Source organism: Wenyingzhuangia aestuarii (assembly GCF_011927765.1).
In the GTDB taxonomy this organism is placed as follows: Bacteria; Bacteroidota; Bacteroidia; order Flavobacteriales; family Flavobacteriaceae; genus Wenyingzhuangia; species Wenyingzhuangia aestuarii.
The window spans coordinates 82,855-107,946 of record NZ_JAATJG010000011.1; the positions used below are offsets into that span (position 1 = coordinate 82,855).

General features: G+C 32.6%; 14 protein-coding genes. 13 read left to right on the forward strand and 1 reads right to left on the reverse strand.

Translation table 11 applies throughout. The features are described from left to right. Positions 1-2 precede the first annotated feature (2 nt). The 10 genes from GGR97_RS11230 to GGR97_RS11275 all read left to right on the forward strand — a co-directional run bounded on the left by GGR97_RS11230 (position 3) and on the right by GGR97_RS11275 (position 20,989). Positions 3-1,538 carry a sulfatase family protein gene (locus GGR97_RS11230; protein WP_167898612.1) on the forward strand — a complete coding sequence of 512 codons (1,536 nt, stop codon included), beginning with the start codon at positions 3-5 and terminating at the stop codon, positions 1,536-1,538. Between the two features lie 32 nt (positions 1,539-1,570). Next, a complete protein-coding gene (locus GGR97_RS11235; RefSeq protein WP_167898613.1) occupies positions 1,571-3,130 on the forward strand; it encodes an alpha-L-fucosidase in 1,560 nt (519 codons plus the stop codon). 71 nt (positions 3,131-3,201) lie between these two features. Continuing rightward, positions 3,202-5,055, forward strand: a complete 1,854-nt coding sequence (locus GGR97_RS11240) for a sulfatase-like hydrolase/transferase (protein WP_167898614.1) — start codon at positions 3,202-3,204, stop codon at positions 5,053-5,055. 267 nt (positions 5,056-5,322) lie between these two features. Beyond that, positions 5,323-8,475, forward strand: a complete 3,153-nt coding sequence (locus GGR97_RS11245; protein WP_209272367.1) for a SusC/RagA family TonB-linked outer membrane protein — start codon at positions 5,323-5,325, stop codon at positions 8,473-8,475. A 56-nt stretch (positions 8,476-8,531) separates the two neighbouring features. Then, positions 8,532-10,415 carry a RagB/SusD family nutrient uptake outer membrane protein gene (locus GGR97_RS11250; protein WP_167898615.1) on the forward strand — a complete coding sequence of 628 codons (1,884 nt, stop codon included), beginning with the start codon at positions 8,532-8,534 and terminating at the stop codon, positions 10,413-10,415. Positions 10,416-10,457: 42 nt separating this feature from the next. Next, positions 10,458-12,431 carry a hypothetical protein gene (locus GGR97_RS11255; RefSeq protein ID WP_167898616.1) on the forward strand — a complete coding sequence of 658 codons (1,974 nt, stop codon included), beginning with the start codon at positions 10,458-10,460 and terminating at the stop codon, positions 12,429-12,431. Between the two features lie 167 nt (positions 12,432-12,598). After that, a complete protein-coding gene (locus tag GGR97_RS11260; protein WP_167898617.1) occupies positions 12,599-13,318 on the forward strand; it encodes a fibronectin type III domain-containing protein in 720 nt (239 codons plus the stop codon). Positions 13,319-13,329: 11 nt separating this feature from the next. Then, positions 13,330-16,581, forward strand: a complete 3,252-nt coding sequence (locus tag GGR97_RS11265) for a VPS10 domain-containing protein (protein WP_167898618.1) — start codon at positions 13,330-13,332, stop codon at positions 16,579-16,581. Positions 16,582-16,732: 151 nt separating this feature from the next. Continuing rightward, the gene (locus tag GGR97_RS11270; RefSeq protein WP_167898619.1) at positions 16,733-19,198 is read left to right on the forward strand and encodes a glycoside hydrolase family 2 TIM barrel-domain containing protein; all 2,466 of its coding nucleotides are present in this window, start codon (positions 16,733-16,735) and stop codon (positions 19,196-19,198) included. Positions 19,199-19,453: 255 nt separating this feature from the next. Further along, positions 19,454-20,989, forward strand: coding sequence for an alpha-L-fucosidase (locus tag GGR97_RS11275; protein WP_245229497.1), 1,536 nt, complete (start codon positions 19,454-19,456; stop codon positions 20,987-20,989). Between the two features lie 54 nt (positions 20,990-21,043). On the opposite strand, the gene GGR97_RS11280 is transcribed toward GGR97_RS11275, so the two are convergent. Next, entirely contained in the window at positions 21,044-22,066 is a 1,023-nt protein-coding gene (locus GGR97_RS11280; protein WP_167898621.1) for a LacI family DNA-binding transcriptional regulator, read from the reverse strand. Positions 22,067-22,253: 187 nt separating this feature from the next. Between GGR97_RS11280 and GGR97_RS11285 the strand changes: the two genes are divergently transcribed. The 3 genes from GGR97_RS11285 (at position 22,254) to GGR97_RS11295 (ending at position 25,091) form a co-directional block, all read left to right on the forward strand. After that, the gene (locus GGR97_RS11285; RefSeq protein ID WP_167898622.1) at positions 22,254-23,264 is read left to right on the forward strand and encodes a zinc-binding alcohol dehydrogenase family protein; all 1,011 of its coding nucleotides are present in this window, start codon (positions 22,254-22,256) and stop codon (positions 23,262-23,264) included. 39 nt (positions 23,265-23,303) lie between these two features. Continuing rightward, positions 23,304-24,338 (forward strand): sugar kinase, encoded by a 1,035-nt coding sequence (locus GGR97_RS11290; RefSeq protein ID WP_167898623.1) that lies wholly within the window; start codon positions 23,304-23,306, stop codon positions 24,336-24,338. A gap of 84 nt (positions 24,339-24,422) precedes the next feature. After that, positions 24,423-25,091, forward strand: a complete 669-nt coding sequence (locus GGR97_RS11295; RefSeq protein ID WP_167898624.1) for a bifunctional 4-hydroxy-2-oxoglutarate aldolase/2-dehydro-3-deoxy-phosphogluconate aldolase — start codon at positions 24,423-24,425, stop codon at positions 25,089-25,091. Position 25,092: the final 1 nt, after the last annotated feature.

The following is a 25,092-nucleotide window of genomic DNA, read 5'->3' on the forward strand; positions in this document are numbered from 1 at the left end:
AAATGAAGAATAAAGTTGTAACACTTTTAATGTGTTTAGTTGGAGTTGTAGGGAGTGTAAGTGCTCAAAAAACTAGCAAACCTAATGTAATTGTGGTTTTGGCAGATGATATTGGAACGGGAGATATTTCTTATTACAGAAAAATGCATTCTAATAAAATTATTTTAGAAACACCTAATATTGACAAGTTAGCCAACCAAGGAGTTGTTTTTACCAATGCCCATGCACCAGCTGCGTTGTGTGCAACTTCTCGTTACGGAATTATGACAGGGAATGGTTGTCATCAAAGTCCATTGCCTTGGGGAGTTTGGAGTGCTTATGCAAAATCTGCTTTTACACCCAACCAGTTAACTTTAGGTAAATTAATGCAACAGGCAAATTACAAGACTGCATTTTTTGGAAAATGGCATTTAGGAACAAGTTTTTCAGAAAAAGGAAATCCATCAAAAGTATATAAAGAAAGACACGGAAAAGCAATGGAGTTGGATGTAGATATTACCAAAATTGTTGCTGGGGGACCAAAGTACAATGGTTTTGAATACAGTTTAACCCTACCTGCGGGAGTACAAGATGTTCCTTATGCTGTGTATGAAAACAGTCAATGGAAACCTTTAGGAAAAGATTCTAAAATAGATGTGATTACCAATCAAAAAATGGAAAGATTAAATATTCATTTAGATAAAGATGAAGGTTTGGGAGATTCTAATTGGGATCCACATTTAATAGGCCCTTTGTTAGCAAATAATGCGGTTTCTTTTATTAAAGAAAATGCAAAAAAAGACCAACCATTTTTTATGTATTACTGTTCGCAAGCAGTACACAAACCACATGCTCCGGCCAAAGAGTTAAATGGTGTTAAAATTGCAGGAACTACACCTTCTAAGCACATGGACATGATTAAGGAATTAGATGTACAAGTGGGAATGATGATAGAGCAGTTAAAAAAAGAAGGGATTTACGAAAACACTGTTTTTGTATTTACATCAGACAACGGAGGGTTGTTGGTAGATAAAAACACAGCAAAATCTGGACATAGAGTAAGCGATATTTACAGAGGGGCTAAAAATCAACCTTACGAAGGAGGACATAGAGTTCCGTTTATTGTGTCTTGGCCAAATACCTTAAAAAATAACACCATAAACAAACCTGCTTTAGGTTTAGATATTATGGCAACATTAGCAGCTATTACCAATACTAAAATAGAAAAAGGACAAGCGGTAGATTCTTACAACTTGTTGCCTGTTTTAAAGAATCCTAAAAGTGATGATATTCATTCTTTCTTAATTGTTCAAGGAGGGTCTGGTAAACAAGGAATTATTATAGAAGATGATTGGAAGTTGATTATCAATTTTGATAAAAAAGATAAAACATGGAAAAGAAGAACACCTGTTTCTTTATTCAACTTAAAAGATAATATCCAAGAAAAAGAAGCTGGAAATTTAATTAATCATCCAAAATATCAAGACAAAGTAAAAGAGTTGTTTGATAAATATAATAGTGTTAGAGATCACAAAACTCCAACAGGAAAACATAGTTAAGAATAAAAGATAAAGATTTAAAAGAGAAATATATGTTAGGCAAAAAAATCAACAAGTGTTTAATAGCAATAACGGCAGTAAGTACATTTGCTGTTGGAACAATGCAAGGACAGAAAAAAGTAAAAGAAAATTGGGAATCCATTAGCAAAGTAAACGAATCTCCAGATTGGTTTCAAGATGCTAAGTTTGGGATTTATGCACACTGGGGACCCGTTTCTCAGGCATTTGAAGGAACAGACCCTAATAAATTTTATGCAGGTTGGCATGGAATGAAAATGTACGAAGACGGTAAAAAAGTTCCTACAAAAAATGGAAAGCCAACAAGCAACTTTAAACACCAAGTAGAAAAATTTGGAGACCCTGCAGAGTTTGGATATAAGAAATTTATAGAAAACTTTAACCCATCAGGATTTGATGCCAAAAAATGGGCCGATTTATTTGCGGCTTCGGGAGCTAAATTTGCTGGACCTGTAGCTATGCATCACGATAACTTTGCCATGTGGAACGCAAAATCTACACGTTGGAATTCTATGAGTTATGGAGGGATAGATCCATCGGCAGCCTTAAAAAAAGAAATAGAAGCTAGAGGTTTAAAATTTATGGGGTCTTTTCACCATGCATTTACTTGGCAATATTTTGCACCTGCTCATAAATATGGAGGAATAGATCCTAAGGATTATGATTTATATACAAGTCCACACGAATTAAATTCTATGACACCAGACAAGCGTTTTTACAAAGAATGGTGGGCTAAATTAAAAGAATTTATTGATGTGTATCAGCCAGATTTAGTTTGGTTTGACTGGTGGTTAGAAAACATGGACGAAAAAATTCGTCAAAAGTTTTTGGCTTACTATTATAATAAAGGAAAAGAATGGGGTAAAGATGTAGTGGTTTGTTACAAAGAAACTACGTTTCCAGAAAATACAGCAGTAAAAGATTACGAAAGAGGTAGACCTAACCAACCAAAACATGATGTTTGGTTAACAGATACTTCTCCAGGAGCTTGGTTTTATAGACCTGGGGTAAAGTTTAAATCGCCAAATGAGTTAATTGATATTTTAATTGACATTGTTTCTAAAAATGGATGTATGTTGTTAAACGTACCACCAAACCCTGATGGAACTATTCCAGATGTAATGGTAAACTTACTAACAGATATGGGAGGATGGTTAAAAATAAATGGAGAAGCTATTTATGGAACTAGACCTTGGACTATTTTTGGAGAAGGACCAACACGTTTACCAGAAGGAGGACATAAGGTTGAAAAAATTAAAATTGCTTATAAAAATAAGGATATTCGTTTTACTAAAAAGTCTGATAAAATATTCTATGCTTTAGTAATGGATCAACCAGATGGAGAAACAGTTATTAAATCTTTAAGCACTCAATTAGGAGTTTTAAATTCAAAAATTGAAAAAATTGAATTGTTAGGAAGCTCAGAAAAAGTAACTTGGGAAAGAAATAACGATGGTTTGGTAATTAAAGCACCAAAAACAATGCCGTCTGACTACGCATTGGCATACAAAATTACCTTAGAAGGATATGTAGAAAATCAAATTGGTGGGGCTGTAGATGCTCACGTAGAATAATTAAAATCACATGGAATAATCATAAAGTCACTCAAAATAAATATCTTGAGTGACTTTCTATATTTAATATTATGAACAAAAGATTAATACTTTTTACAATTCTTGTTTTTCAAGGACTAACTTGGAATAAGATAAATGCACAAACTACAGACAAACCTAATATTGTATGGGTTGTTTCAGAAGACAATTCTAAACATTATATGAGTTTGTTTGATGAGCACGGAGTTGCAGTACCTAACATAGAAGCGTTGGCAAAAGATGGACTTACGTATACCAGAGCGTTCTCTAACACTCCTGTTTGTAGTGCAGCAAGATCTACACTAATTTCAGGTTCTTATGGCCCAAGACTGGCATCACACTACCATAGAAGATTGGCAGAAGTTCCTTTGCCAGAAGGTGTGCAAATGTATCCAGCTTATTTAAAACAAGCAGGATATTATACCGTTAACAATGCTAAGGAAGACTACAATATTATTAAGCCAGATGGGGTGTGGGATGTGTCCTCTAAAAAAGGAACATGGAGAAATAGAAAAAAAGGACAACCCTTTTTTTACGTACATAACATAGGAACAACGCATGAAGGTCATTTGCATTTTTCTAAAGAGTATATGGAGTCTCACAAAACAAAAAATAATCCAGAAACTGTTTTTGTACAACCCAATCATCCACAAACGGAATTGTTTAAGTACACCAATGCTTTTTATAGAGATGATATTCAAAGAATGGATAAAGAAGTTGGTGATGTTGTAGCAAAGCTTAAAGAAGATGGTCTGTTAGAAAATACATTTATTTTTTACTACGGAGATCATGGTGGAGTGTTGCCTGGGAGTAAAGGCTATATAAATGAGGTTGGAGTACACGTACCTTTGGTTGTATATATACCCTCAAAATATCAGCATTTGGCTGATGCTAAAAAAGGAAGCAAAGTAAATGGATTTGTGAATTTTATAGACTTTGGACCTACAATTATGAATTTAGCAGGTGTTAAAACTCCAAAAGGAATGGATGGAAAACCATTTTTAGGAAAAGGTGTTACAGCTAAAGAAGTAGCAAAAAGAGATGAAACTTTTAGTTATGCAGATCGTTTTGATGAGAAGTATGACATGGTTAGAGCAGTTAGAAAAGGAAAATATAAATACATTAGAAACTATCAGCCTTTTAATTTTGATGGATTAATGAATGATTACCGTTACAAGCAACTAGCTTATCAAGAATGGTATGATTTGTATAAGCAGGGAAAGTTAAACAAAATCCAATCTCAGTTTTTTGAAACAAAGCCATTAGAAGGTTTGTACGATGTAGAAAACGATCCTTTTGAAACTAACAACTTAGCAGATAATCCTGAATATGCAAAAACGTTAAAGAGTTTACGTAAGAATTTAATAAAACGAGAACTTTGCATGCCAGATTTGTCTTTTTATCCAGAGTTTTACTTAATTAAACATGCGTTTAAAAATCCTGTAAAGTTTGGTCAAGACCATAAAAAAGACATTAAAAGATATTTAAAAATAGCAAACCTATCTTTGTTAGATTATAGCAAAGCAGCTCCTAAGCTTAAAAAAGCTTTAGAATCTACAGATCCTTGGGGTCGTTATTGGGCATTAATAGTGTGTAGTAGTTTTAAAAACAAAGCAAAAGACATGATTGCTGTTGCTAAAAAAATAGCAAACAACGATAATGAACAAATCAATAGAGTTAGAGCAGCAGAATTTTTAGGTTTAATAAAAGTACAAAATCCGGTAAATGTAATGACCAATGCATTGTATGGTACAAAAGATAGTGCAGAAGCTTTATTAATTTTAAACTCTATTGTATTAATGCAAGACGGATATAACTATTCATTTACTATTCAAACCTCTAAAATAGATGTTGAGGTAGCTAATGACAAACAAGTTATAAGAAGATTAGCTTATTTAAGTAAATAATTTTTAATAAAATAACTAGTTGTAAAAGTCCCTTAAGACGTAAGTTTTAAGGGACTTTTGTTTTTGGGTAATAAATATTAATAGAATAGATGTTTTTTTTAAGTAAAATATAATTTTATCTTGTTTTTATTGGGTTTGTAAGGGTTTATTAGAGGATTTGTTGTAATAGATGAAACATATATATCTTCATTTTACACATATGGTTCTTTGCTGAACTTTAAATCTCATCAACTTTGAGGTATTAAACTAACTTAAAACTTTATACAAATGCATAAGGAAATACAAGAAAAGCTTTTGTTGAAAAACAGAGCATCTGTTTTAAAATCTTTTGCAGCAATTCTGCTCCTGTTTTTTATGGGAACTACAGTGGGTTTTGCGCAACAAAAGACGATTACAGGTCTAGTTCTTAATAAAAATAACGAACCCTTGTTAGGAGTTAATGTTCTGGTAAAAGGAACAAACAAAGCTGCTATTTCAGATTTTGATGGGAATTATTCAATTAAGGCAAAAAAGAATGATGTAATTGTGTTTTCATCATTAGGTTATAAAACATCGGAAAAAAAAGTTTTTAACAACAATCAAATTAATGTAACCTTAGAAGATAATACTACGGAACTAGATGAGGTGGTAGTAGTAGGTTATGGTACTCAGAAAAAGAAAGAAATAACTGGAGCAGTTGTAAGTGTAAAATCTGAGGTTTTAGAAAAAACAACTACATCAGACATTGGTACGGCTTTACAAGGTCAGGTTGCCGGGGTTAATGTTACAGCAAGTTCTGGAGAGCCAGGTTCACAATCTAATATTGTAATTAGAGGATATAGTTCTGTAATGGATGGTCAAAATAGTCCATTATATGTAGTAGACGGAATCCCATATGATAACGATCCACAATTAAGTATTAGTGAAATTGAAACTATTGATATTTTAAAAGATGCTGCATCTGCATCTATTTATGGTACACGTGGTGCAGGAGGAGTTATTTTAATTACAACCAAACAAGGTAAAGAAGGACAGATGGATATTCGTATCAATTCAGAATACGGAGTTCAGAAAATTACTTCAGGAATTGATTTAATGTCATCGGAACAGATTACTTATTTAGATATTATGAGAGGTTCTTTAACTTCTAATAAGCCAGAAGGATCAATAAATGGAAATATTCATAGAAATTCTACTTGGTTAACAAACGATACAGATTTAGGTAAAATTATTTTAAATGATTTAGCTTCTGTTCAAAACCATTCTTTAAACTTATCGGGAGGTAGACAAGGGTTAACTTATAACTTTAATGCAAACATGTTTCAGCAAGAAGGGATTATGATTAATTCAGAATTTGAACGTTTAAACCTTAGAGCAAATACCAAGTTTACAAAAGGGAAATGGAAAGTAACTACAGGATTAACGTTTCAGAAAAGTCAGCAAACCAAACCCAACTATAATTTATTAACTAAAGTATATGATTATCGTCCATATCAACCAGATGTAGATTTAAATGCAGATCAATTAGAGAATGCAGTGGAAGAAGGAGATACTTCAAATACAATAAAAAATTTAGGAGGTGTTGTAAGAACTTTAAAAACGGTTGAAGATGTTAATGGAGTAAATTCAGCAGCAAATACTCAAATAGATTATCAAGTAAATAAAGATTTTACAATTTCTGCTAGAGGTGGAGCTTTTTATTCTTTTAGTAAAGGAGTAAAAATTATACCAAAATTTGATTTGTTTGATGAAGCTGGAGAATTAATTCCACCAAACCCTTGGGACGTAACCTCTAATAGAACAACTGTTCAAAATTCTTCTAAATTAACTTTTGAAGCCATTGCAAATTATAAAAAGAAAATAGGGAAAAACAATTTTCAGTTTATGGTTGCTAACTCTATTCAGAAATCAACAAACGAATATTTCTATGCAGAGAAAAAAGACAATGCAAATGTTGATATTTTAGTTTTTGATGGATATACTTCTAGCGATTTAATTGTTTCTAACGGAAGAGACTTTACAAAAACATTAATAGGATATTTAGGAAGAGTACAATACAATTACGATGGTAAGTATATGTTAAGTGCAAGTTTACGTAGAGATGGATCTTCTCAGTTTAGTGATCAAAATAGATGGGGATGGTTTCCATCTATGTCTGTAGGTTGGAACGTTTCTGATGAAATTTTTTGGGAACCAATTAAAGAGGTCGTAAATGCATTTAAAATTAGAGCTAGTTATGGTTCTACAGGTAATGATAGATTTAGTCCCTATAGCAATCAAGCAGTAGTAAACCTAGGACAAGATTATGTTTTTGGAAGTGCAGATACTAGTTTGAGTTCTACATCAGAAGAAGTAGCCTTAGGAACTACTCAAGAAGAATACGCTAACGAAAATGTTAAATGGGAAACTTCAATAGAACGTAACTTAGGATATGACTTAAGTTTCTTTCGAAACAAATTAATGATCTCTACAGATTATTATAGAAGTGAAAAAAGAGATTTGTTATTTAATGTTGTAAATCCACCATCAACAGGAGTGTCTGGAGGAAATAGAAATAGTGTTTTAAATGTAGGAAACATGTCTAATGTTGGTGTGGAGTATGCTGTAAAATATAGACATAGAAGTAAGAAAGGATTCTCTTGGAATACTTCTTTAACCTATACTCAAAATACCAACATGGTTACCAAAACAAGTCCAAATAACCCAATTATTTATCTAGATAACAGTCATATATCAGACAAATCTACTAGAGAATTAGTAACGGTAATTACCGAAGGTTACGAAGCTGGAGCATTCTTTTTACGAGAAACAGATGGAATTATTAAAACCAATGAAGAATTAATAGAGTATCAAAAAATTGTACCAACAGCAAAATTAGGACAATTAAAATATATTGATCAAAATGGAGATGGACAAATAAACCAAGATGATAAGAAGTATATGGGAAGTGGAGTTCCAGATTTTGAAATGGGATTAAATTTTAATGCCAATTATAAAAACTTTGATTTTTCTATGCAGTGGTATGGTGCCTTTGGAGGAAAAGTAATGAATGGTAGTAAAGCATATGCTTACCAAGCAGGAGTACATAAAGACTTGTATTATTCTTGGACAGAAACAAATCCTACATCAAATATACCTTGGTACGATGGAGGAGCAGACAATATTTCTTACAGAGGAGGTTCAGATTATTTTTTAGAAGATGGTTCTTTTGTAAGATTAAGAAACGTTTCTGTTGGATATTCTATTCCTAAAAAAGACTTAGCAAAATTAGGAATTAGTAAGTTAAGATTTTACGTACAAACACAAAACCCAATAACTATTACTAAATATTCTGGATTCAATCCAGAAGTTGGTAATAATGGTTTAAGTACAAGAGGTATAGACAAAGGAACGTATCCTATTTCTTCACAGTATAAGGCTGGTTTACAGCTTCAATTTTAATCTTAAAACTGACGAAGATGGATATTATTTATAAAACACATAAAACAATTTTAGCAATGAAAACTAACATCATTAATAAATTGATACCGTTGTTACTGCTTGTCTTTATAGTACAGGCTTGTAGTGATGATTTTTTAGAACAAACAAATCCAAATGCTTTAACAACAGCAAGTTTTTGGAAAAATACTTCGGATTTAAATAAAGGATTAAACTCTGTGTATAGTGCTTTAAAAGATGAAGATATTTCAGGAATTCTTTTTGAGTTTTTTAGAACAGATCTTGCAGTACACAATTCATTTAGACAAAATGGTAATGAAAATGCATTTTACGATCAAGATTTTGATTTAACAACCAAGGATATAGAGAACAAATGGAATGCTTTGTATTTAGGGATTTTTAGGGCCAACCAAGTGGTGGTTGCTTATGAAAGATTAAAACCTACTTTTTCTACTACAGACACACAAGAACAGGCTTTAAGAATTGTAGCACAAGCAAGAACAATTAGAGGGTACTTGTACTATGTTTTAAATACAAGCTTTAATAATGGTAACGTGCCTTTGTTAGACTTTATACCTAAAGATTTTGCAGACTTTCAACAAGCAATGTCAACATCACAAGCTGTAAAAGATTTTTACAGAGCAGATTTGCAATTTGGTTTAGAAAATTTACCCAAAACATATGCTGAATGGGAAGATATTGGTTCGGGAAATTTAGGAAGAGTAACAGGAGGGTTTTGTGAAGCAATGATTGGGAAGAGTTATGTAATGGAGAATAAATTTACTGAAGCAATTCCTTATTTAAAAAATGTAATAGATAATTACGGATATGCTTTAACACCAGATTTAGCAGATTGTATTACTGGTACAAATGAGTTTAGTTCAGAATCTATTTTTGAAGTTAATTATACTACAGATTTAAATTTAGTTGTGAATGGAGAGAAAACATTATCTCATAAAATAACTCACTTTTTAGCAAACGGAAATGTACAACCAAGTTCTTGGTTAGCTTTAAAATACAGAAAAGATGCTGTAGATCCTGTAGATCCTGCAAATCAAGTAACACGTAATGTGTACGATCCTGCAAATGGAGATATTATAGAAACTAAAGATACTATTAGAATGTATAGTATTCGTATGGGGACTTCTATAGCTTCTGTAGATGATTTAGATTCTCCAATGTATGGAGTTCCTGCTGCCGAATATGGAAATGCAGACGGAGTAAGTCCTTTAGCAAGAATAAAACCAAATTTATTTAAAAAATTCACTCACTGGAATACTATTGGTGGTGGAGCAGGAGAAGATAGATCTACAGAGTTTAACAATAAATCTGATATTAATTTATCTGTAATACGTTTAGCAGATGTTTATTTATTATATGCAGAATGTATGATAGAGACAAGTAACTTATCAGAAGCTCTAAAATATATTAACAGAGTTAGAAAACGTTCTCACTTAAAACTGTTAGGAAAATCTACAGAAACAGGAGCAGAGTATGCAAACGCAACAACTACTTATGTTGATGATATTGATTTTGATCCTACAAATGGAGAGCAAGAGGTTACTTTAGAAAATTTAAGAGACCATTTACGTTTTACAGAAAGACCTTTAGAGTTGGCTTTAGAAGGAGATAGAGCTGCAAATTTAAGAAGATGGGGTGTGTTTAAATCTCATTTATTAGAGTTGGCTTCTATTAGATATGATTATTGGCATTATGAGAAAAATTTAAACGGAAAACACGGTGTTAGATATAAGTGTTTTATTACTGTGTCTGGAGAAACTCCAACAACATATGCCTATAAAACTTCTAGTTTAACAAATCAACCTTTAGAGGTGCAAGATGTTGTGTTAGGTGCAGCAAATTTTGATGAATCTGCACATTCATACTATCCTATTCCACAGGCAGAGGTAGATACTAATTTAAATTGGAATGAAACAAACTAATAATAGTGAACAATGCTAATTGTAATACTAAAAATATAAGAGATGAAAAATTTTAAAAATATACTTAAGTGTTTATTCTTTATGCTAATTGTAGTTAGTTGTAAAGAAGATGAGTATGAAATTCCTAATACATTTACAGATTTAATGTATACAACCACTTTTGGTTCTTCTTCGGATAGAGTATCAGAAGTGAATAAATTTGTATCATTTATGGATTTATCTGCAGGAGCAACTCATCACGAATGGATAATTCCTAAAGGAGCTTTTTTCTTAAAAGGACCTATTCCTAATGGATTAAAGAATTACGATAAATATATTATCAATCCAGGAGATACTGTTTCAACTGATAAAACGGTACATGTTTTATTTAAAAAAGGAAATACCAATACAGAAATAAAAATATATAATGAATTTAATGAGTATTCAGAATTTGTAATTCCTATAGGGTGGGATGCAGTTTTAAACTCACCTATTTATGATACGACCAAAACCGTACAAAAAGGAGATAAATGGGTATATGAATATACACTTCCTGTAGATGTGTATGATACAGTAGTAGCTGCTGCAGAAATTAAAACCATAGCAGGAGACCTTATAGATTATAAAAATTTAGACACAATTAGGTTAAAATTTGAAGATAAATTAATTTTTAATGATATAAGTGCAACACTTCCAGATAATAATGCAAGGCCAACAGCAACAAGTTGGAAATTCTATACTATCACAGATCAAGTTGAAGATAGAGTAAATGTAGCTAGTGGAAATACAACCGAAGCTACTATAACTTTTAACAAATCTATAGGAAGTTTTAAAGGAGAATTAAAAGCAACTAGAGATAGAACTGAATTGATTCAAGCTAGTTCTGATACCTACGTTTTTCCAGTTATTTTTAAAGTAGAACCTTTGGATGAAGATTTTACAGTTAAAGGTGCTATTGTAGAGGGTGCAGATGATGTTATTCAAATTACAGGAAGTTCTACTTTTAAAGAATTTACAACCAATATAGCATCTCATTTTACGGTTAAAGTAGATGGTGTTTCTAAAACAATTAGTTCTGTAACTCAAAGTAGTACTAGTAAAGCAAAATTAAATATAGTATTAGAGAGTCCTTTAGTACCTGCAGATGCAACAAAAGCTACATTATCGTATGATGGAGGAGCAGCAGATTTAGTTTCTTTAGATGCTAGAAGTTTCCAAGCGTTTACAGATGAATCAATAGAAGTTTTTGTACCATCACCAATCATTCAAACAGGAACAATTGTAGAATCTTCAACCGATAAAATACAAGTTACTTTTGATCAAGAAATGGATGCATCAACTATACCAGTAACCAATCCAGGAGCTGCTTTTATAGTAACACTAAACGGAGGAGTAGGAACTATTTCTAATATTTCTGTAAATGCAACAAATCCTAAAGTTTTAGACATTACTTTGGCCGAAGGAGTGTTTAGAAATGACGTAATTACAATAGCTCATAATGGAACTGGAGTAATTAGATCTATAGGTAATGGTGCTATTGCTGCATTTACTGCTCAAACAGTTGTAATGAATCAAGATAATGTTATTGGAACTTTAGGTGATTTTGAAGGTACTGTTGCTCCAGACTGGACAGATGCAAATGGTAATGGAGAATCAACTGTAACCTTTGTAAACCCAACTCCTATTGTTGCTCCTAGTGGTTCTCAGGTAGCTTATTATCAAGCTATAGATGGAAAAAAAACAGATTTAAGAACTACAGGAACCTTCTTGTTTAAAACAGGAGTAACATACGTCTTAAAATATAAACGATATTTAAAGTCTACCAATACAACTACATTTTCTAAAATATATATTGGAGGTACTCAGATTGGTAGTGATCAATGGGGAGCTGTAGCTACAGATACTTGGACAGATTTTGAAATTGAATTTACGGTGCCTTCAGACACAAATGCTTTGGTAAGATTCCAACCAGTACCTGCTGGAGTTTGTGATATGTATCAAGATGATTTAGTGATTCATATAAAAGAAGCTAGATAATATTTTAAATAAAATATATTTTTCTAAAAGAGAGACTTGTTGTAAAACAGGTCTCTCTTTTTTTATGAACTATTGATTTATAATCATTTGTGTTTGTCATAAAATCATGAGTGTCTAAAAATATCATAGTGATGTTGTTACTTTGAGATACTAAACAACTAACTAAAATGAAAACTAAATTATTTTATAAAATAGCTCTAATATGTGGGCTTGGTCTATTTGTAATAGCTTGTGGTGGCGATAAGAGTGATGAACCAGGTGGAACTAAAGAGGAAGAATTTTCTCCTGTTTCTGCAGTTTTACTTTCTCCAGAAAAAGATGAACCCTGTAATCAAGGAAATGTTTTAGAAAATACTACTTTAAGTAAAGTAACTTTTAATTGGAATGCTTCGGAACATACAGATAGTTATATTTTAATTGTAAAAAATTTAACGGACAATTCATTTAAACAATTGCCTAGTACAAGTACCACTGCAACGTTGGATTTAACAAGAGGAGTAAGTTACGAATGGTATGTAACTTCAAAATCAGAAAATTCATCAGAAACAGCTAAAAGCAGTACTTGGGAATTTTACAATGCAGCAGAAGGAACCCAAACACACGTACCTTATCCTGCATCTTTAATTAGTCCAGTGAATGAATCTACAACATCTTCTGCTACAGTTTTATTACAATGGAATTCGTCAGACCTTGATAACGATATTGAAAGTTATGAAGTGTATATAGGAACTTCAGAGAGTTCATTAATCAAACAATCAGCTGTTCAAACTACGGAGTTAAGCATTGTTTTAGAATCTAATACGCAATATTATTGGAAGGTTTACACCAAAGATGCTACAGGAAATATTTCTATTTCGTCTGTGTTTCAATTTACAACAGCACTTTAATTCTATAGAGAATGAAATCGTACCTAAAAATCATAATTCTTTTAATTATGAGTACCTCAGTGTACTCACAATTAAATACAGCATATTTTCAAAAGTTACAATCAGAGAAAGTAGCCTCTAGCAATAAGTTAGAATGGCAACAGTTTGGTCCTGGAATGGCTGGGTATTGTGAAGAGTTTTGGTGTCATCCTACCGATAAAAACGTACTGTTTATGTCTCCAGACATGTATAATAGTTACGGTTCTTGGGACAATGGAGTATCTTGGCAAACCATAAAAGATGTTGATGGTACAGGAAAAGACATGAGAAGAATTCAATCCATTGTGTTTTCTCATCAAAATGCAGATTTTGGTTTTGCTATTGATGTTCGTGGAGAGTTGTACAAAACAATGGATAGAGGTAGAACTTGGACGTTTGTAAAAAATATGGGAGGTAGACATGCAGAACTAACCGTAGATGCTACAGATAATGGTATTTGGTACATGGGAGCGGGTGATTTTTGGAACGTAAAAGCCAATCATAGAAAACAAAATAATTTGTTAGGTTACGTATATAATTATGCCGATTATGGGCATATATATAAAAGCACAGACAAAGGAGTTACATGGCAAAAGAAAAAAACAGGATTGCCTAGCACTTTAGATGTAGGGAGAATTATTGTAGATCCTACAAATAACAACAATGTTATTATAGCAACCAATTCAGGAGTGTATAGAAGCACCAATAAAGGAGAGTCTTGGCAATTAAGCGGAGCAGGTTTACCAAACAATTCACCAAGAGATATGACCTCTTTTTACGATGCTACTACAGGAGAATTTATTTTGTATGTGGTGGAACAAACGTTTTATGAAAAACAAGGAAATACAGTAAATTCCAAAGGAGGAATTTATAAAAGTTTAGATGGAGGTATCAATTGGATAAATATTTCTGGAGATGTTGCTATAGATTTAACAGAAATTAATAATTACAATACTCAAAATAAGTATTGGAGAGCAATTGCTTATTGGTTTGATATTTCTCAAGCAGAAGCTAAAAGTACCTATCCAGATTATCCGTCTAGCGTACTTTCTGTTTTTAATAGAATTGTAGTGAATCCTAAAAATAAAGATGAAATATACATTTCTCACAACGTAAAGCACGATTATGCTTTTGGTCCTGGTGATGTTTGGAAAACAAGTGATGGAGGACAGCATTGGATAGCAACAGCAAGATCTGGTGTGTATTGGGGAGAAGATAAAAATAGCACTTACTGGACTGCAAGAAATAATCCTAAAGGAATAAATACAGAATTTGCACATTTAAAATACGAAAAGGCAACACAAGAAGAATTTTACGGAAATAGATTTTTAACCATCAATAGTCAAGGCGATGTCTTTATTTGTTTAGATCAGCAAGTAATGAGAAGTTCTGATGGTGGAGTTTCTTGGCAACAAGTTGATGATAATGAAACAGCTCCCGGTTCTGATGTTTGGGTAGGTAGAGGAGCAAGTAATTTACCAGGTAGATTTATGTTGTTAGAAACAGGAATTCCTAATAGAAAATTATTTTGTAGTGGAGAACATGGTTTGTGGGAATCTGCTGATTTGGGTAGTTATCCTAATAAAGATGCTGTGGCAGTAAAACAAATAGAAGGACAGGTGCATCACAAAGGAGCAACTTCTATTTCATCAGTAGCTGTTCATCCTAACAATCCTGATATTATTTACATTTTAATGTTTAGACAAGATCATAGAGGTCAGTTTAGACGTTCTACCGATGGTGGAAAAACATGGTCTAATCTTTCGTATCCTGTTCAATATGGAGGGAATTTGTCATCAGATAATTTATTTCAATATTCATTAACTGTTGATTATAAGAATCCTGATCATATTTATTTCTGTGTAATAGCAAACCCTATTGCAGAAGTTTCAGGTAAGTTGTTACCTGATGATTTTACAGGGTTAGGAGTATATAGAAGTCAAGATGGAGGACTTACTTGGTCTATAGAAAACACAGGGTTACCAGCAAAAGCAAGTGTACGTAGACTTAGAATGGATCCTAAAAATCCAGAAATATTATATGCAGCTCTCAATCAAGGAACGGATGGTAGTAATGGTGGTTTGTATAAAACCATTAACAAAGGAACTAGTTGGTCAAAAATAACAATTCCATCAGCTATAAAAGCCGTAAACAATGTGTTTGTAGATAGAAATAATGAATATATATACATTTCTTGTGGTAGAGAAGAAGGTTCTTTTGCAGAAGGTGGAGTTTGGAGGAGTAAAAATAAAGGAACTTCTTGGGAAAAAATATTCGACATGCCATATATCTGGCAAACAGAAACCTCTCCTATAAATCCTAATATTATTACAGTTAATGTTCCTTTGCCACATGAAAACAAAGGAGCTACTACTTTTAATCCAGGAGCTTATATTTCTTTTGATGGAGGAATTACATGGGAAAAGGCAAATAAAAACATAGGACAGCCAGACACCATTACAGATTTTAAGCCCGATCCGGAAAATGAAAACGTTTTTTGGATTGCTTTAAAAGGAAGTGGTTGGGCAAAGGGTGTTTACCAATCTACAGAAAAAACAATAAAAATAGCGACTATAAATAATGCTTGTCCTGATGTTAGCAAAGGAGAAATTAATATAAAGGCCATCAATTCTGGAAATTTTATAGCAGAGCTAAAAGGAAATAATGTAGATAAAGAAGAAACGTTTGTTAAAGAATTTACTTTTAAAAATTTAGCATCAGGAACGTATACTTTAGAAATTTCATCAACATCAGGAATTAAAGAAACTTATTTGGTGTCTATTACAGAACCACAAAGTTTAGAAGTTACTAAGAAATCAAATTCAAAAAAATTAACCTATAATTTAGGAGGAGCAGAGCAATATACTGTTGTTTTTAACAAAGAAAAATTTACGGTAACAGACAATTTTATCGAACTAGATTTAAAAAACGGAATAAATTCAATTGAAATTGAAACCGATAAAAGTTGTCAAGGTGTTTTTAAAGAAGTGGTAATGTATAGCGGTTCTGTTGTGGCAAGTCCAAATCCTTTTAAGGATTTTCTTCAAATTCATTTGGGAAATGATCAAAGTGTAATGGCTAATGTTCATGTTTATAATGTTGCAGGTTTGGCAGTATTGTCTTCTGTAGTAAATTCAAAAAACAGTATGGTAAGCATAGATACATCTACTATTCCTTCTGGAGTTTATATGGTTTCTGTTAAAACAGATGAAATTCACAAGAACATAAAAATGCTAAAAATATAAATAGTTAATTTCTCAATAGTCTAAAAAAGAGTTCCTTTTAAAGGAACTCTTTTTTAGTTTAAATCATATCTGCTAGTTTAAAAAACATACCAATCTTAAAGAATCTTTCTTTTTAATGTTCTTTGTTGTGTATAAATTATTCAACTAAATCATGAAAAAAAGTTTCACCGTTTTTAAGCAAGTTTTTGTAGCAGTTGCAGCGCTGTTGTTAACCATTGCATGCAATCAAAAAAACACAAACCACAGTCAAGATATTGATTTTAATAAAGGATGGAAGTTTACCAAAGGCGAGGTGTCAGAAGCAATCAACCCAGCTTATAATGATGCCGATTGGGAAACCGTAAATGTTCCTCACGATTGGAGTATTAAAGGTCCTTTTTCTAAAGACAATCCTTCTTTTTCTAGAGGAGGTTGGTTGCCAACAGGAAAATGTACGTACAGAAAATCTTTTACGGTAGATGCTAATGAAAAAGAGAACAAAGTATTTGTTTATTTTGATGGTGCTTACAGAAACTCTGTAGTATATATTAATGGAAATAAAGTAGGATATAGACCTTTAGGATATATTGGTTTTCAGTATGATTTAACAGAGTATATTAATTTTGATAGTGAAAATGTATTAACTGTAACATTAGATAATTCTGCACAACCAGGACACAGATGGTATTCTGGAACAGGGATTTATAGAGATGTTACTTTAAAAATTAGAAATAAAACTTTTATTCCTAATTGGAGTTTGTATGTAACTACTCCCGAAATTACTAAAGAACAAGCAACGGTAAACGCTGTTTTTAATATTCAAACAGAATTTGCTAAAACAAAAAACATAGTCGCTAAAATTAGTGCTATTAATAATGGAAGTGTCGTGACTTCTACAGAAATAAATCAAACAGTTTCATTAGAAAAAATTACAGAAGTTAAGGTAGATTTAGCTATTAACAATCCAAAATTATGGTCTCCAGAAACTCCAGAACTATACACAGTACAAGTTGAATTGTTTGATAATGGAGTTTTGGTAGGTAAAGAAACTACAAGAACAGGAATTAGAAGTTTAGGATATAGTAAAGACACTGGGTTTTCTATAAACGGAGAACAAATTAAATTAAAAGGGGTTTGTTTACATCATGCAGGTGGGCCTTTAGGGTCGGCTGTTTACAAAAGAACCATCCAGAGACAATTGGAAATTTTAAGAGAAATGGGGTGCAATGCGGTAAGAACTTCACACAATCCTTTTTCAACAGAATTTTTAGATACCTGTGATGAAATGGGGTTTTTGGTAATGAACGAAATGTTTGATGAATGGGAAGTGGTAAAAAATCCTACCACTGTTCAAGACGGTAAAAAAGTTCGTATTCCTGTAAAGTATTATGCAGATATTTTTAAAGAATGGGCAGATAAAGATTTGACAGATTTTGTGTTGAGAGATAGAAACCATCCATCGGTGGTAATGTGGAGTATTGGAAACGAAATTGATCAAATGAAAACCGATGAAGGTGTACCTATTGCCAATAGATTAATTGATATTGTTCATAGTTTAGATGATAGACCTGTAACTAACGGATTAATTGGTTATGGTTGGGATGCTTGGCCAAGCGAAGCAGCAGCATCTACTAGCGATATTAGAGGATACAATTATATTAAAGAAAACGGATTAGATAGAGAAGACAAAATAGCACCTAATGCTATGGGAATTGTTACGGAATGTGCATCGGCTCAGTCGTATTATCCAAGATCTACTTATTTGTATGGAGACGATAAAAAAGAATGGTGGGATAAATTAGGGTATAAATACAATGATGCCTACAATTGGGTAGAACAAAGAGAATTAATTGGTTTTAGAGGAGTGCAAGCTTGGAAAGATATTAAAAACAGACCTGATATTATGGGACAGTTTATTTGGACAGGTTGGGATTATTTAGGAGAGGTTATTCCTTATGGTTGGCCAGCTAGATCTTCTTCTTTTGCTCCTATAGATTTGTGCGGTTTTCCTAAAGATGGCTATTATTTTTATCAATCTCAGTGGTCTAACAAACCTATGGTTCATATTTTTCCTCACTGGAATTTAGAGGGGCAAGAAGGGAAAAAAGTAACCGTATATGCATACACTAATGGTGATGAGGTAGAATTGTTTCAAGATGGAAAATCTTTAGGAAAACAAAAAAATGATGTTAATGGAGTAGAATACCAACAATGGGAAGTTGTTTATCAGCCAGGAACCTTAAAAGCAATATCATACAAAAACGGAAAAGAGTTTGCTACAAAAGAAGTGAAAACAGCAGGAAAAGCTGCTAAAATTGAATTGTTTGCTAGAAGAGCTAATTTAAAAGCAGACGGAGAAGATTTATCATACATAGAGTGTACGGTTTTAGATAAAGATGGAAATGTAGTTCCTAAGGCAGCTAATTTAATTCAGTTTGAGGTGCAAGGAGCTGCAACTTTAATAGGAGTTGGAAATGGAGATAATATGAATCACGATTCTTTTCAAGCTTCCGAAAGAAAAGCATTTAACGGAAAATGTTTGGCAATTATTAAAACGTTAGAAGTAGCTGGAGGGATTAAATTTGTTGCAAAAAGTATAGGATTAGAAACGGCAACAATTGAATTTACCTCTAAATAAAAAGTACTTTTTACCGTTAGGTGATTGTGTATAGATTGTAATTTTTTTAAATAGAGGTGTTAGTATATAATACTAATAAATTTTTAAGTACGTAATAAACAACGTAATATAGACTAGATTAAGGGCTTGTTTTTTAAAAGCTTAATCATATGTTTTAGATATTAAATCCTCTGTATCTAAAGAAAGACGTATAAATACTCACTTTTGTAACAGAAAGTTGGAGGAGTCCATTTTGATTATTAAATAATTATGAGAATGTTTAAGAAAATAATTTTAGCCTTAGTGGCAGGAGCTTTTTTGCTAGTAGCATGTAAAGGATCTGTTCAGAAAAAAGAAGAAGCCAAAACAGTTTTTGAACCGAATTGGGAATCTATTAAGAAAAACTACAAAGATCCAGCGTGGTTTAACAAACAGAAATTTGGGATTTTTATTCACTGGGGAGCATATGCTGTTCCTGCATTTTCTTCGGAATGGTATCCAAGAAACATGTATATGGACACGGCTACTTTTACAGCTCAATTAAAACATCAAAAAACAGGGCCTCATCCAGCTTATACACACCACGTTAAAACGTATGGAGATCCTAAAGAATTTGGATATAAAGATTTTATTCCAATGTTTAAAGCGGAAAAATTTAATCCACAAGAATGGATTACTTTGTTTAAACAAGCGGGAGCTAAATATGTAGTGCCTGTTGCAGATCATCACGATGGTTTTGCAATGTATAAGTCTAATACAACTCGTTGGAATTCTGTAGACATGGGACCTAAAAGAGATGTTTTAGGAGAATTAATGACAGAAGGTCGTAAGCAAGGGTTAATTATGGGAGCATCTTCTCACTTTGCATTCAACTGGTCTTTCTTTAACAAAAAAGATCACTTTGATACTACAGACCCTGAATATGCAGATTTATATTCATCTAAAGGAAAAGATTTACGCGAACCAGTTTCAGAAGCATTTAAAGAAAGATGGTGGGCTAGAACTAAAGATTTAATAGATAACTATCAGCCAGATATTTTATGGTTTGATTTTATGTTGGATACTCCTGATTTTAGAGAATATCGTCCAAAATTAGCAGCATATTATTACAACAAAGGAATTGAGTGGGGTAAAGAAGTAGTGTTGCAAGACAAAAACTTTTACGAACAAGCTTTTCCCGAAGGAACTGTTGTGTATGATTTAGAAAGAGGAAAATTGGCTGATATTAGAAAATTACCATGGCAAACAGATACATCTATTGGTAAAAACTCTTGGAGCCATGTTTCTAACTGGAAATCTAAAACTACCAATGACTTGTTAGATAACTTAATTGATATTGTTTCTAAAAATGGAAACTTATTATTAAATGTAGGGCCTAAAGCAGATGGAACTATTCCAGATGATCAAGCAAAAATATTATTGCAAATGGGAGATTGGTTAAGTGTTAACGGAGATGCTATTTACAATACTAAATATTGGAGAACTTTTGGAGAAGGACCAACAGAGGTTAAAAAAGGACATCACTCAGAAGGAAAGAATAAAGACTTTACAGGTCAAGATATTCGTTTTACGCAAAGTGAAGATGGAACAAAATTATATGCTATTTTAATGGAATGGCCTACAACAGGAAGTGTAAGTATTCACTCTTTAGGATTGGATAACGAATACTCAAAAGACATTACAGTAAAATCTATTAAAATGTTAAGTACCGGTAATACTTTACAATGGAAGCAAAAATCTGATGGTTTGGAGGTTGAATTACCTTCAGAAAAACCAGGAGCTTATGCTTACGTATTAGAATTGAACTTGTAATATGTTAATTTTTTGGTTTGGTAAAAAGGTTTTGTCGCAAGACAAAACCTTTTTTTATTCCTTTTTTTTAGAGGATGCTCTTACAATAAGTTCGGCATCTAAAATAATTTTGTTTAGTTGAGGTTTCCAAGTTTTGTCTTTTTCTCTTTTTAAAAATTGTTTAGCTACCAGCTTTCCTATTTGTTCATTATGTTGGTAAATAGTAGAAATAGCAGGAGTTACTAAAGATGTAAAAGGTTCGTTACTAAAACCAACCAAGGCAATTTCTTCGGGAACTTTTATGTTGTTTTCTAATAGAACTTGTAAGGCACCAAGTGCAGCATAATCACCAGCAGCATAAACACCATCGGGTCTTTGAGGAAGTTTTAAAAGTTCTTCCATTTTTTGTCTACCTCCCTCTACGGTAAGATCACCTTCTAGTATTAATTCTTTTTCCAAAGGCAAATTGTGTTTTTCAAGTGCATCAATATACCCTTTAATACGGTTGTTATATATTCGGGTGTGTCTGTATCCAGCAATATGTGCAATTCTTTTACAGCCTTGCTCTACCATGTGGTCTACTACAATATGACTGCTTTTATAATCGTCAATTCCAATGTAGTCAACACCAATGTCATTATCACCTCTGTCATATAGAATTAAAGGAATTTCTTTGGCTTTAATTTTTTCGTAATGACTAAAATCTACAGTTTCGTTGGTTAAAGATGCTATAATACCATCTACTTGAGTTTGTAATAACGTTTCAATATTTCTACACTCTTTATCATACGATTCGTTAGATTGTGTAAAGATTACATTGTACCCTTTTTTGTTTAATTCTTCTTCCATGTTTTCTACCACAGAAGAAAAGAAATGACTATTGGTTCTAGGTACAATAACTCCAACTAATTTGCTCTTTCCACTTCGTAGAGCAGAGGCTAATTGGTTGGGTTGATATTCAAGTTCTTTAGCTACTTTTTTTACAGCTGCTTTGGTCTTGTCACTTATTCTAGGATGGTTGTGCAAAGCTCTAGATACGGCTGAAGGTGTAATTTTCAAAACATTAGCAATATCTTTTATGGTGGTTTTCTTTTTCATATTCAAAATATTACTATATTTGTTCAATCGTTTGAGCAAATGTAAATATTCTAATTGTTTTATTCAATATATCGGGTATTTAATGTGTTAAAATTGTAAAATTAATAATTGATGTTTTTTCGATTGTTAATTTTTTTAGCCCGTTTGTTCAAACGTTTGAACAACGAATTTAAATCTAAAAAATAAGATGAAATATATAGTTTGTGAAGAGCCAGGAAAGTTTTTATTAAAGGAAAAAGAAGCTCCTGTTCGTAAAGAAAATGAAGCCTTATTAAGAGTGAAAAAAGTAGGAATCTGTGGAACAGATTTACATGCTTATTCTGGAAATCAAGCATTTTTTACATATCCAAGAATTTTAGGACACGAATTAGCTTCTGAAATTGTTGAAATTGGAGATAATGAAAGAGGATTAAAAGCTGGAGACAAGGTAGTGGTTATGCCCTACGTAAGTTGTGGTAAATGTATTGCTTGTCGTAACGGAAAAACAAACTGTTGTACAAACATTAGTGTATTAGGTGTACATTCTGATGGAGGTATGCAAGAGTATATTACAGTTCGTCAAGATTTATTATTACCTGCTAATGATTTGTCTGATGATCAAATGGCAATTGTAGAACCTTTAGCAATTGGAGCACATGCAATTCGTAGAGCCAATGTTCAAAAAGGAGAAACGGTTGTAGTTGTAGGTTGTGGACCTATTGGAATTGGAATGGTTAAGTTGGCTCAAATAGCTGGGGCAACAGTAATTGTTTTAGATGTAAACGACGATCGTTTAAAATATACAAAAGAAGAAATAGGAGCAGATTACGTTATTAACGTAAATAATAATCCTGCTGAAAAAATTGCAGAAATAACTAATGGTGATATGGCAACTGCTGTTTTTGACGCTACCGGATTTAAAGGAGCATTAGAAGTAGGACCAGATTACATGTCTCACGGAGGACGTTATGTATTAGTTGGATTATCTAAAGGAGATTTAACTTTTGCACATCCAAAAATCCATGCCAAAGAAACTACTATTATGTGTAGTAGAAACGCAACTACCGAAGATTTTGAGCACGTAATTAGTGTGTTAGATCAGTTTCCAACAAGTTCATTTATTACGCACAATGTGCCATTTACAGAAATGATAGAAAATTTTGATAGTTGGACAAAACCAGCTACGGGAGTAATTAAGGCAACTGTAGATTTTAGCTAAAAAAAAATAACCAAAACCAAACCAAAAATAATAATAATCATGTTTTCAAAAAAACATAAAGTGATCACCTTTGGTGAGATTCTGGGAAGATTATCTCCTCCCAATCACCTAAGGTTTAGTCAAGCCAGCTCTTTAGAGGTTATCTATGGAGGTGGAGAGTTTAATGTAGCGGCTTCTTTAGCTAACTACGGAATTAGAGCTCAGTTTATTTCAGCTGTTCCAGACAATGCTATTGGAGATTGTGTACTTCAAAGTATTAGGAGTAGAAACGTAGGAGCTAAATATATTTTAAGACAAGGAAATAGATTAGGCTTGTATTTTCTAGAACACGGAGCTTCTGGTAGAAACAGTGCTGTTGTGTACGATAGAGCAAATTCTGCAATGTCTGAAGTAAAACCTGGTCAATTTGATTGGGATACTATTTTTAAAGGAGCTACTTGGTTCCATTGGAGTGGTATAACACCAGCTTTGTCACAATCTGCAGCAGATACTTGTTTAGAAGCTGTTAAAGCTGCTGCTGAAAGGGGGTTAACTATTTCTACAGACTTAAATTACCGAAGCAAGTTGTGGAAATACGGAAAACAACCTAAAGAAATTATGCCTGAGTTGTTAAAGTATAGCAATGTTATTTTAGCAGATGTAGATACCGCTATGTTTATGCTAGGAAAAGCTAAAATCAATCCTGATTATAGCAAAGACGATGAGGTTAAAATGTTGTTTGATAAAATTATAGAGTTGTTACCAAACGTGCATACTATTGGTATGACCTTTAGAAACTCTGTAAATGCCTCTCATCAAAGGATAGGAGGTTTATTATATAAAGACAATCAATTATATAGAGCAAGAATTAACGAAATATCACCTGTGGTAGATAGAGTAGGAACAGGAGATGCATTTATGGGGGGGTTGCTTTATGGTTTAATAGAATATAAAGACGATTTACAAAAAGCAGTAGCTTTTGCTACATCTGCATGTGTAATTAAGCACACTATTTTTGGAGATGTAAATAGAGCTTCTAAGCAAGAAGTTGTTGACTTTATGGAAAGTGACGGATCTGCATTGGTAGATAGGTAATGGTTAGCTGTTTAAGCAAAAAAAACAGTTAATCACAAACACAATTAAACAAACAAATAATTAAACGATTAAAATTTTAAAAAGATGGCACAATTTTCAAGAATAGAAGTAGCACAAGTGATGAAAGAAACAGGAATGGTTCCTTTATTTTATCACCCAGATATAGAATTAGGTAAAAAAGTATTAAAAGCTTGTTACGATGGTGGAGCACGTTTGTTAGAATTTACAGCTAGAGGAGATTTTGCTCACGAAGTTTTTGCTGCATTAACAAAATATGCTATTGCCGAATTACCTGGAATGATTATGGGAGTTGGATCTATTACAGATGCAGCTGCAGCTTCATTATACATGTCTTTAGGAGCAAACTTTATTGTAACTCCTGTGTTTAGAGAAGATATTGCCATTGCTTGTAACAGACGTAAAGTAGCTTGGAATCCAGGTTGTGGAACGCTAACAGAAATAGCTAGAGCAGAGGAATTAGGATGCGAAATTGTAAAACTATTCCCTGGAAACTTATACGGACCTAACTTTGTAAAAGGAATTGTAGGGCCTCAACCTTGGACATCTATTATGCCTACAGGTGGAGTTACTACAGAAGAAGACAATTTAAAAGGTTGGTTTGATGCAGGAGTTGTTTGTGTGGGAATGGGGTCTCAGTTAATTAGCAAACAAATATTAGCAGATAAAGATTATGCAGGTTTAGAAAAAACAGTTGCAAAAGCTTTAGAAACAATTAAAAAAGTAAGAGGTTAAA

Excerpts from the sequence above, each read along its gene's own strand:
- GGR97_RS11250 (WP_167898615.1), top strand. The coding sequence starts at position 8,532 with ATGAAAACTAACATCATTAATAAATTGATACCGTTGTTACTGCTTGTC.
- GGR97_RS11290 (WP_167898623.1), top strand. The coding sequence starts at position 23,304 with ATGTTTTCAAAAAAACATAAAGTGATCACCTTTGGTGAGATTCTGGGA.
- GGR97_RS11265 (WP_167898618.1), top strand. The coding sequence starts at position 13,330 with ATGAAATCGTACCTAAAAATCATAATTCTTTTAATTATGAGTACCTCA.
- GGR97_RS11255 (WP_167898616.1), top strand. The coding sequence starts at position 10,458 with ATGAAAAATTTTAAAAATATACTTAAGTGTTTATTCTTTATGCTAATT.
- GGR97_RS11240 (WP_167898614.1), top strand. The coding sequence starts at position 3,202 with ATGAACAAAAGATTAATACTTTTTACAATTCTTGTTTTTCAAGGACTA.
- GGR97_RS11280 (WP_167898621.1), bottom strand. The coding sequence starts at position 22,066 with ATGAAAAAGAAAACCACCATAAAAGATATTGCTAATGTTTTGAAAATT.
- GGR97_RS11275 (WP_245229497.1), top strand. The coding sequence starts at position 19,454 with ATGTTTAAGAAAATAATTTTAGCCTTAGTGGCAGGAGCTTTTTTGCTA.
- GGR97_RS11235 (WP_167898613.1), top strand. The coding sequence starts at position 1,571 with ATGTTAGGCAAAAAAATCAACAAGTGTTTAATAGCAATAACGGCAGTA.
- GGR97_RS11245 (WP_209272367.1), top strand. The coding sequence starts at position 5,323 with ATGCATAAGGAAATACAAGAAAAGCTTTTGTTGAAAAACAGAGCATCT.
- GGR97_RS11260 (WP_167898617.1), top strand. The coding sequence starts at position 12,599 with ATGAAAACTAAATTATTTTATAAAATAGCTCTAATATGTGGGCTTGGT.
- GGR97_RS11295 (WP_167898624.1), top strand. The coding sequence starts at position 24,423 with ATGGCACAATTTTCAAGAATAGAAGTAGCACAAGTGATGAAAGAAACA.
- GGR97_RS11230 (WP_167898612.1), top strand. The coding sequence starts at position 3 with ATGAAGAATAAAGTTGTAACACTTTTAATGTGTTTAGTTGGAGTTGTA.
- GGR97_RS11270 (WP_167898619.1), top strand. The coding sequence starts at position 16,733 with ATGAAAAAAAGTTTCACCGTTTTTAAGCAAGTTTTTGTAGCAGTTGCA.
- GGR97_RS11285 (WP_167898622.1), top strand. The coding sequence starts at position 22,254 with ATGAAATATATAGTTTGTGAAGAGCCAGGAAAGTTTTTATTAAAGGAA.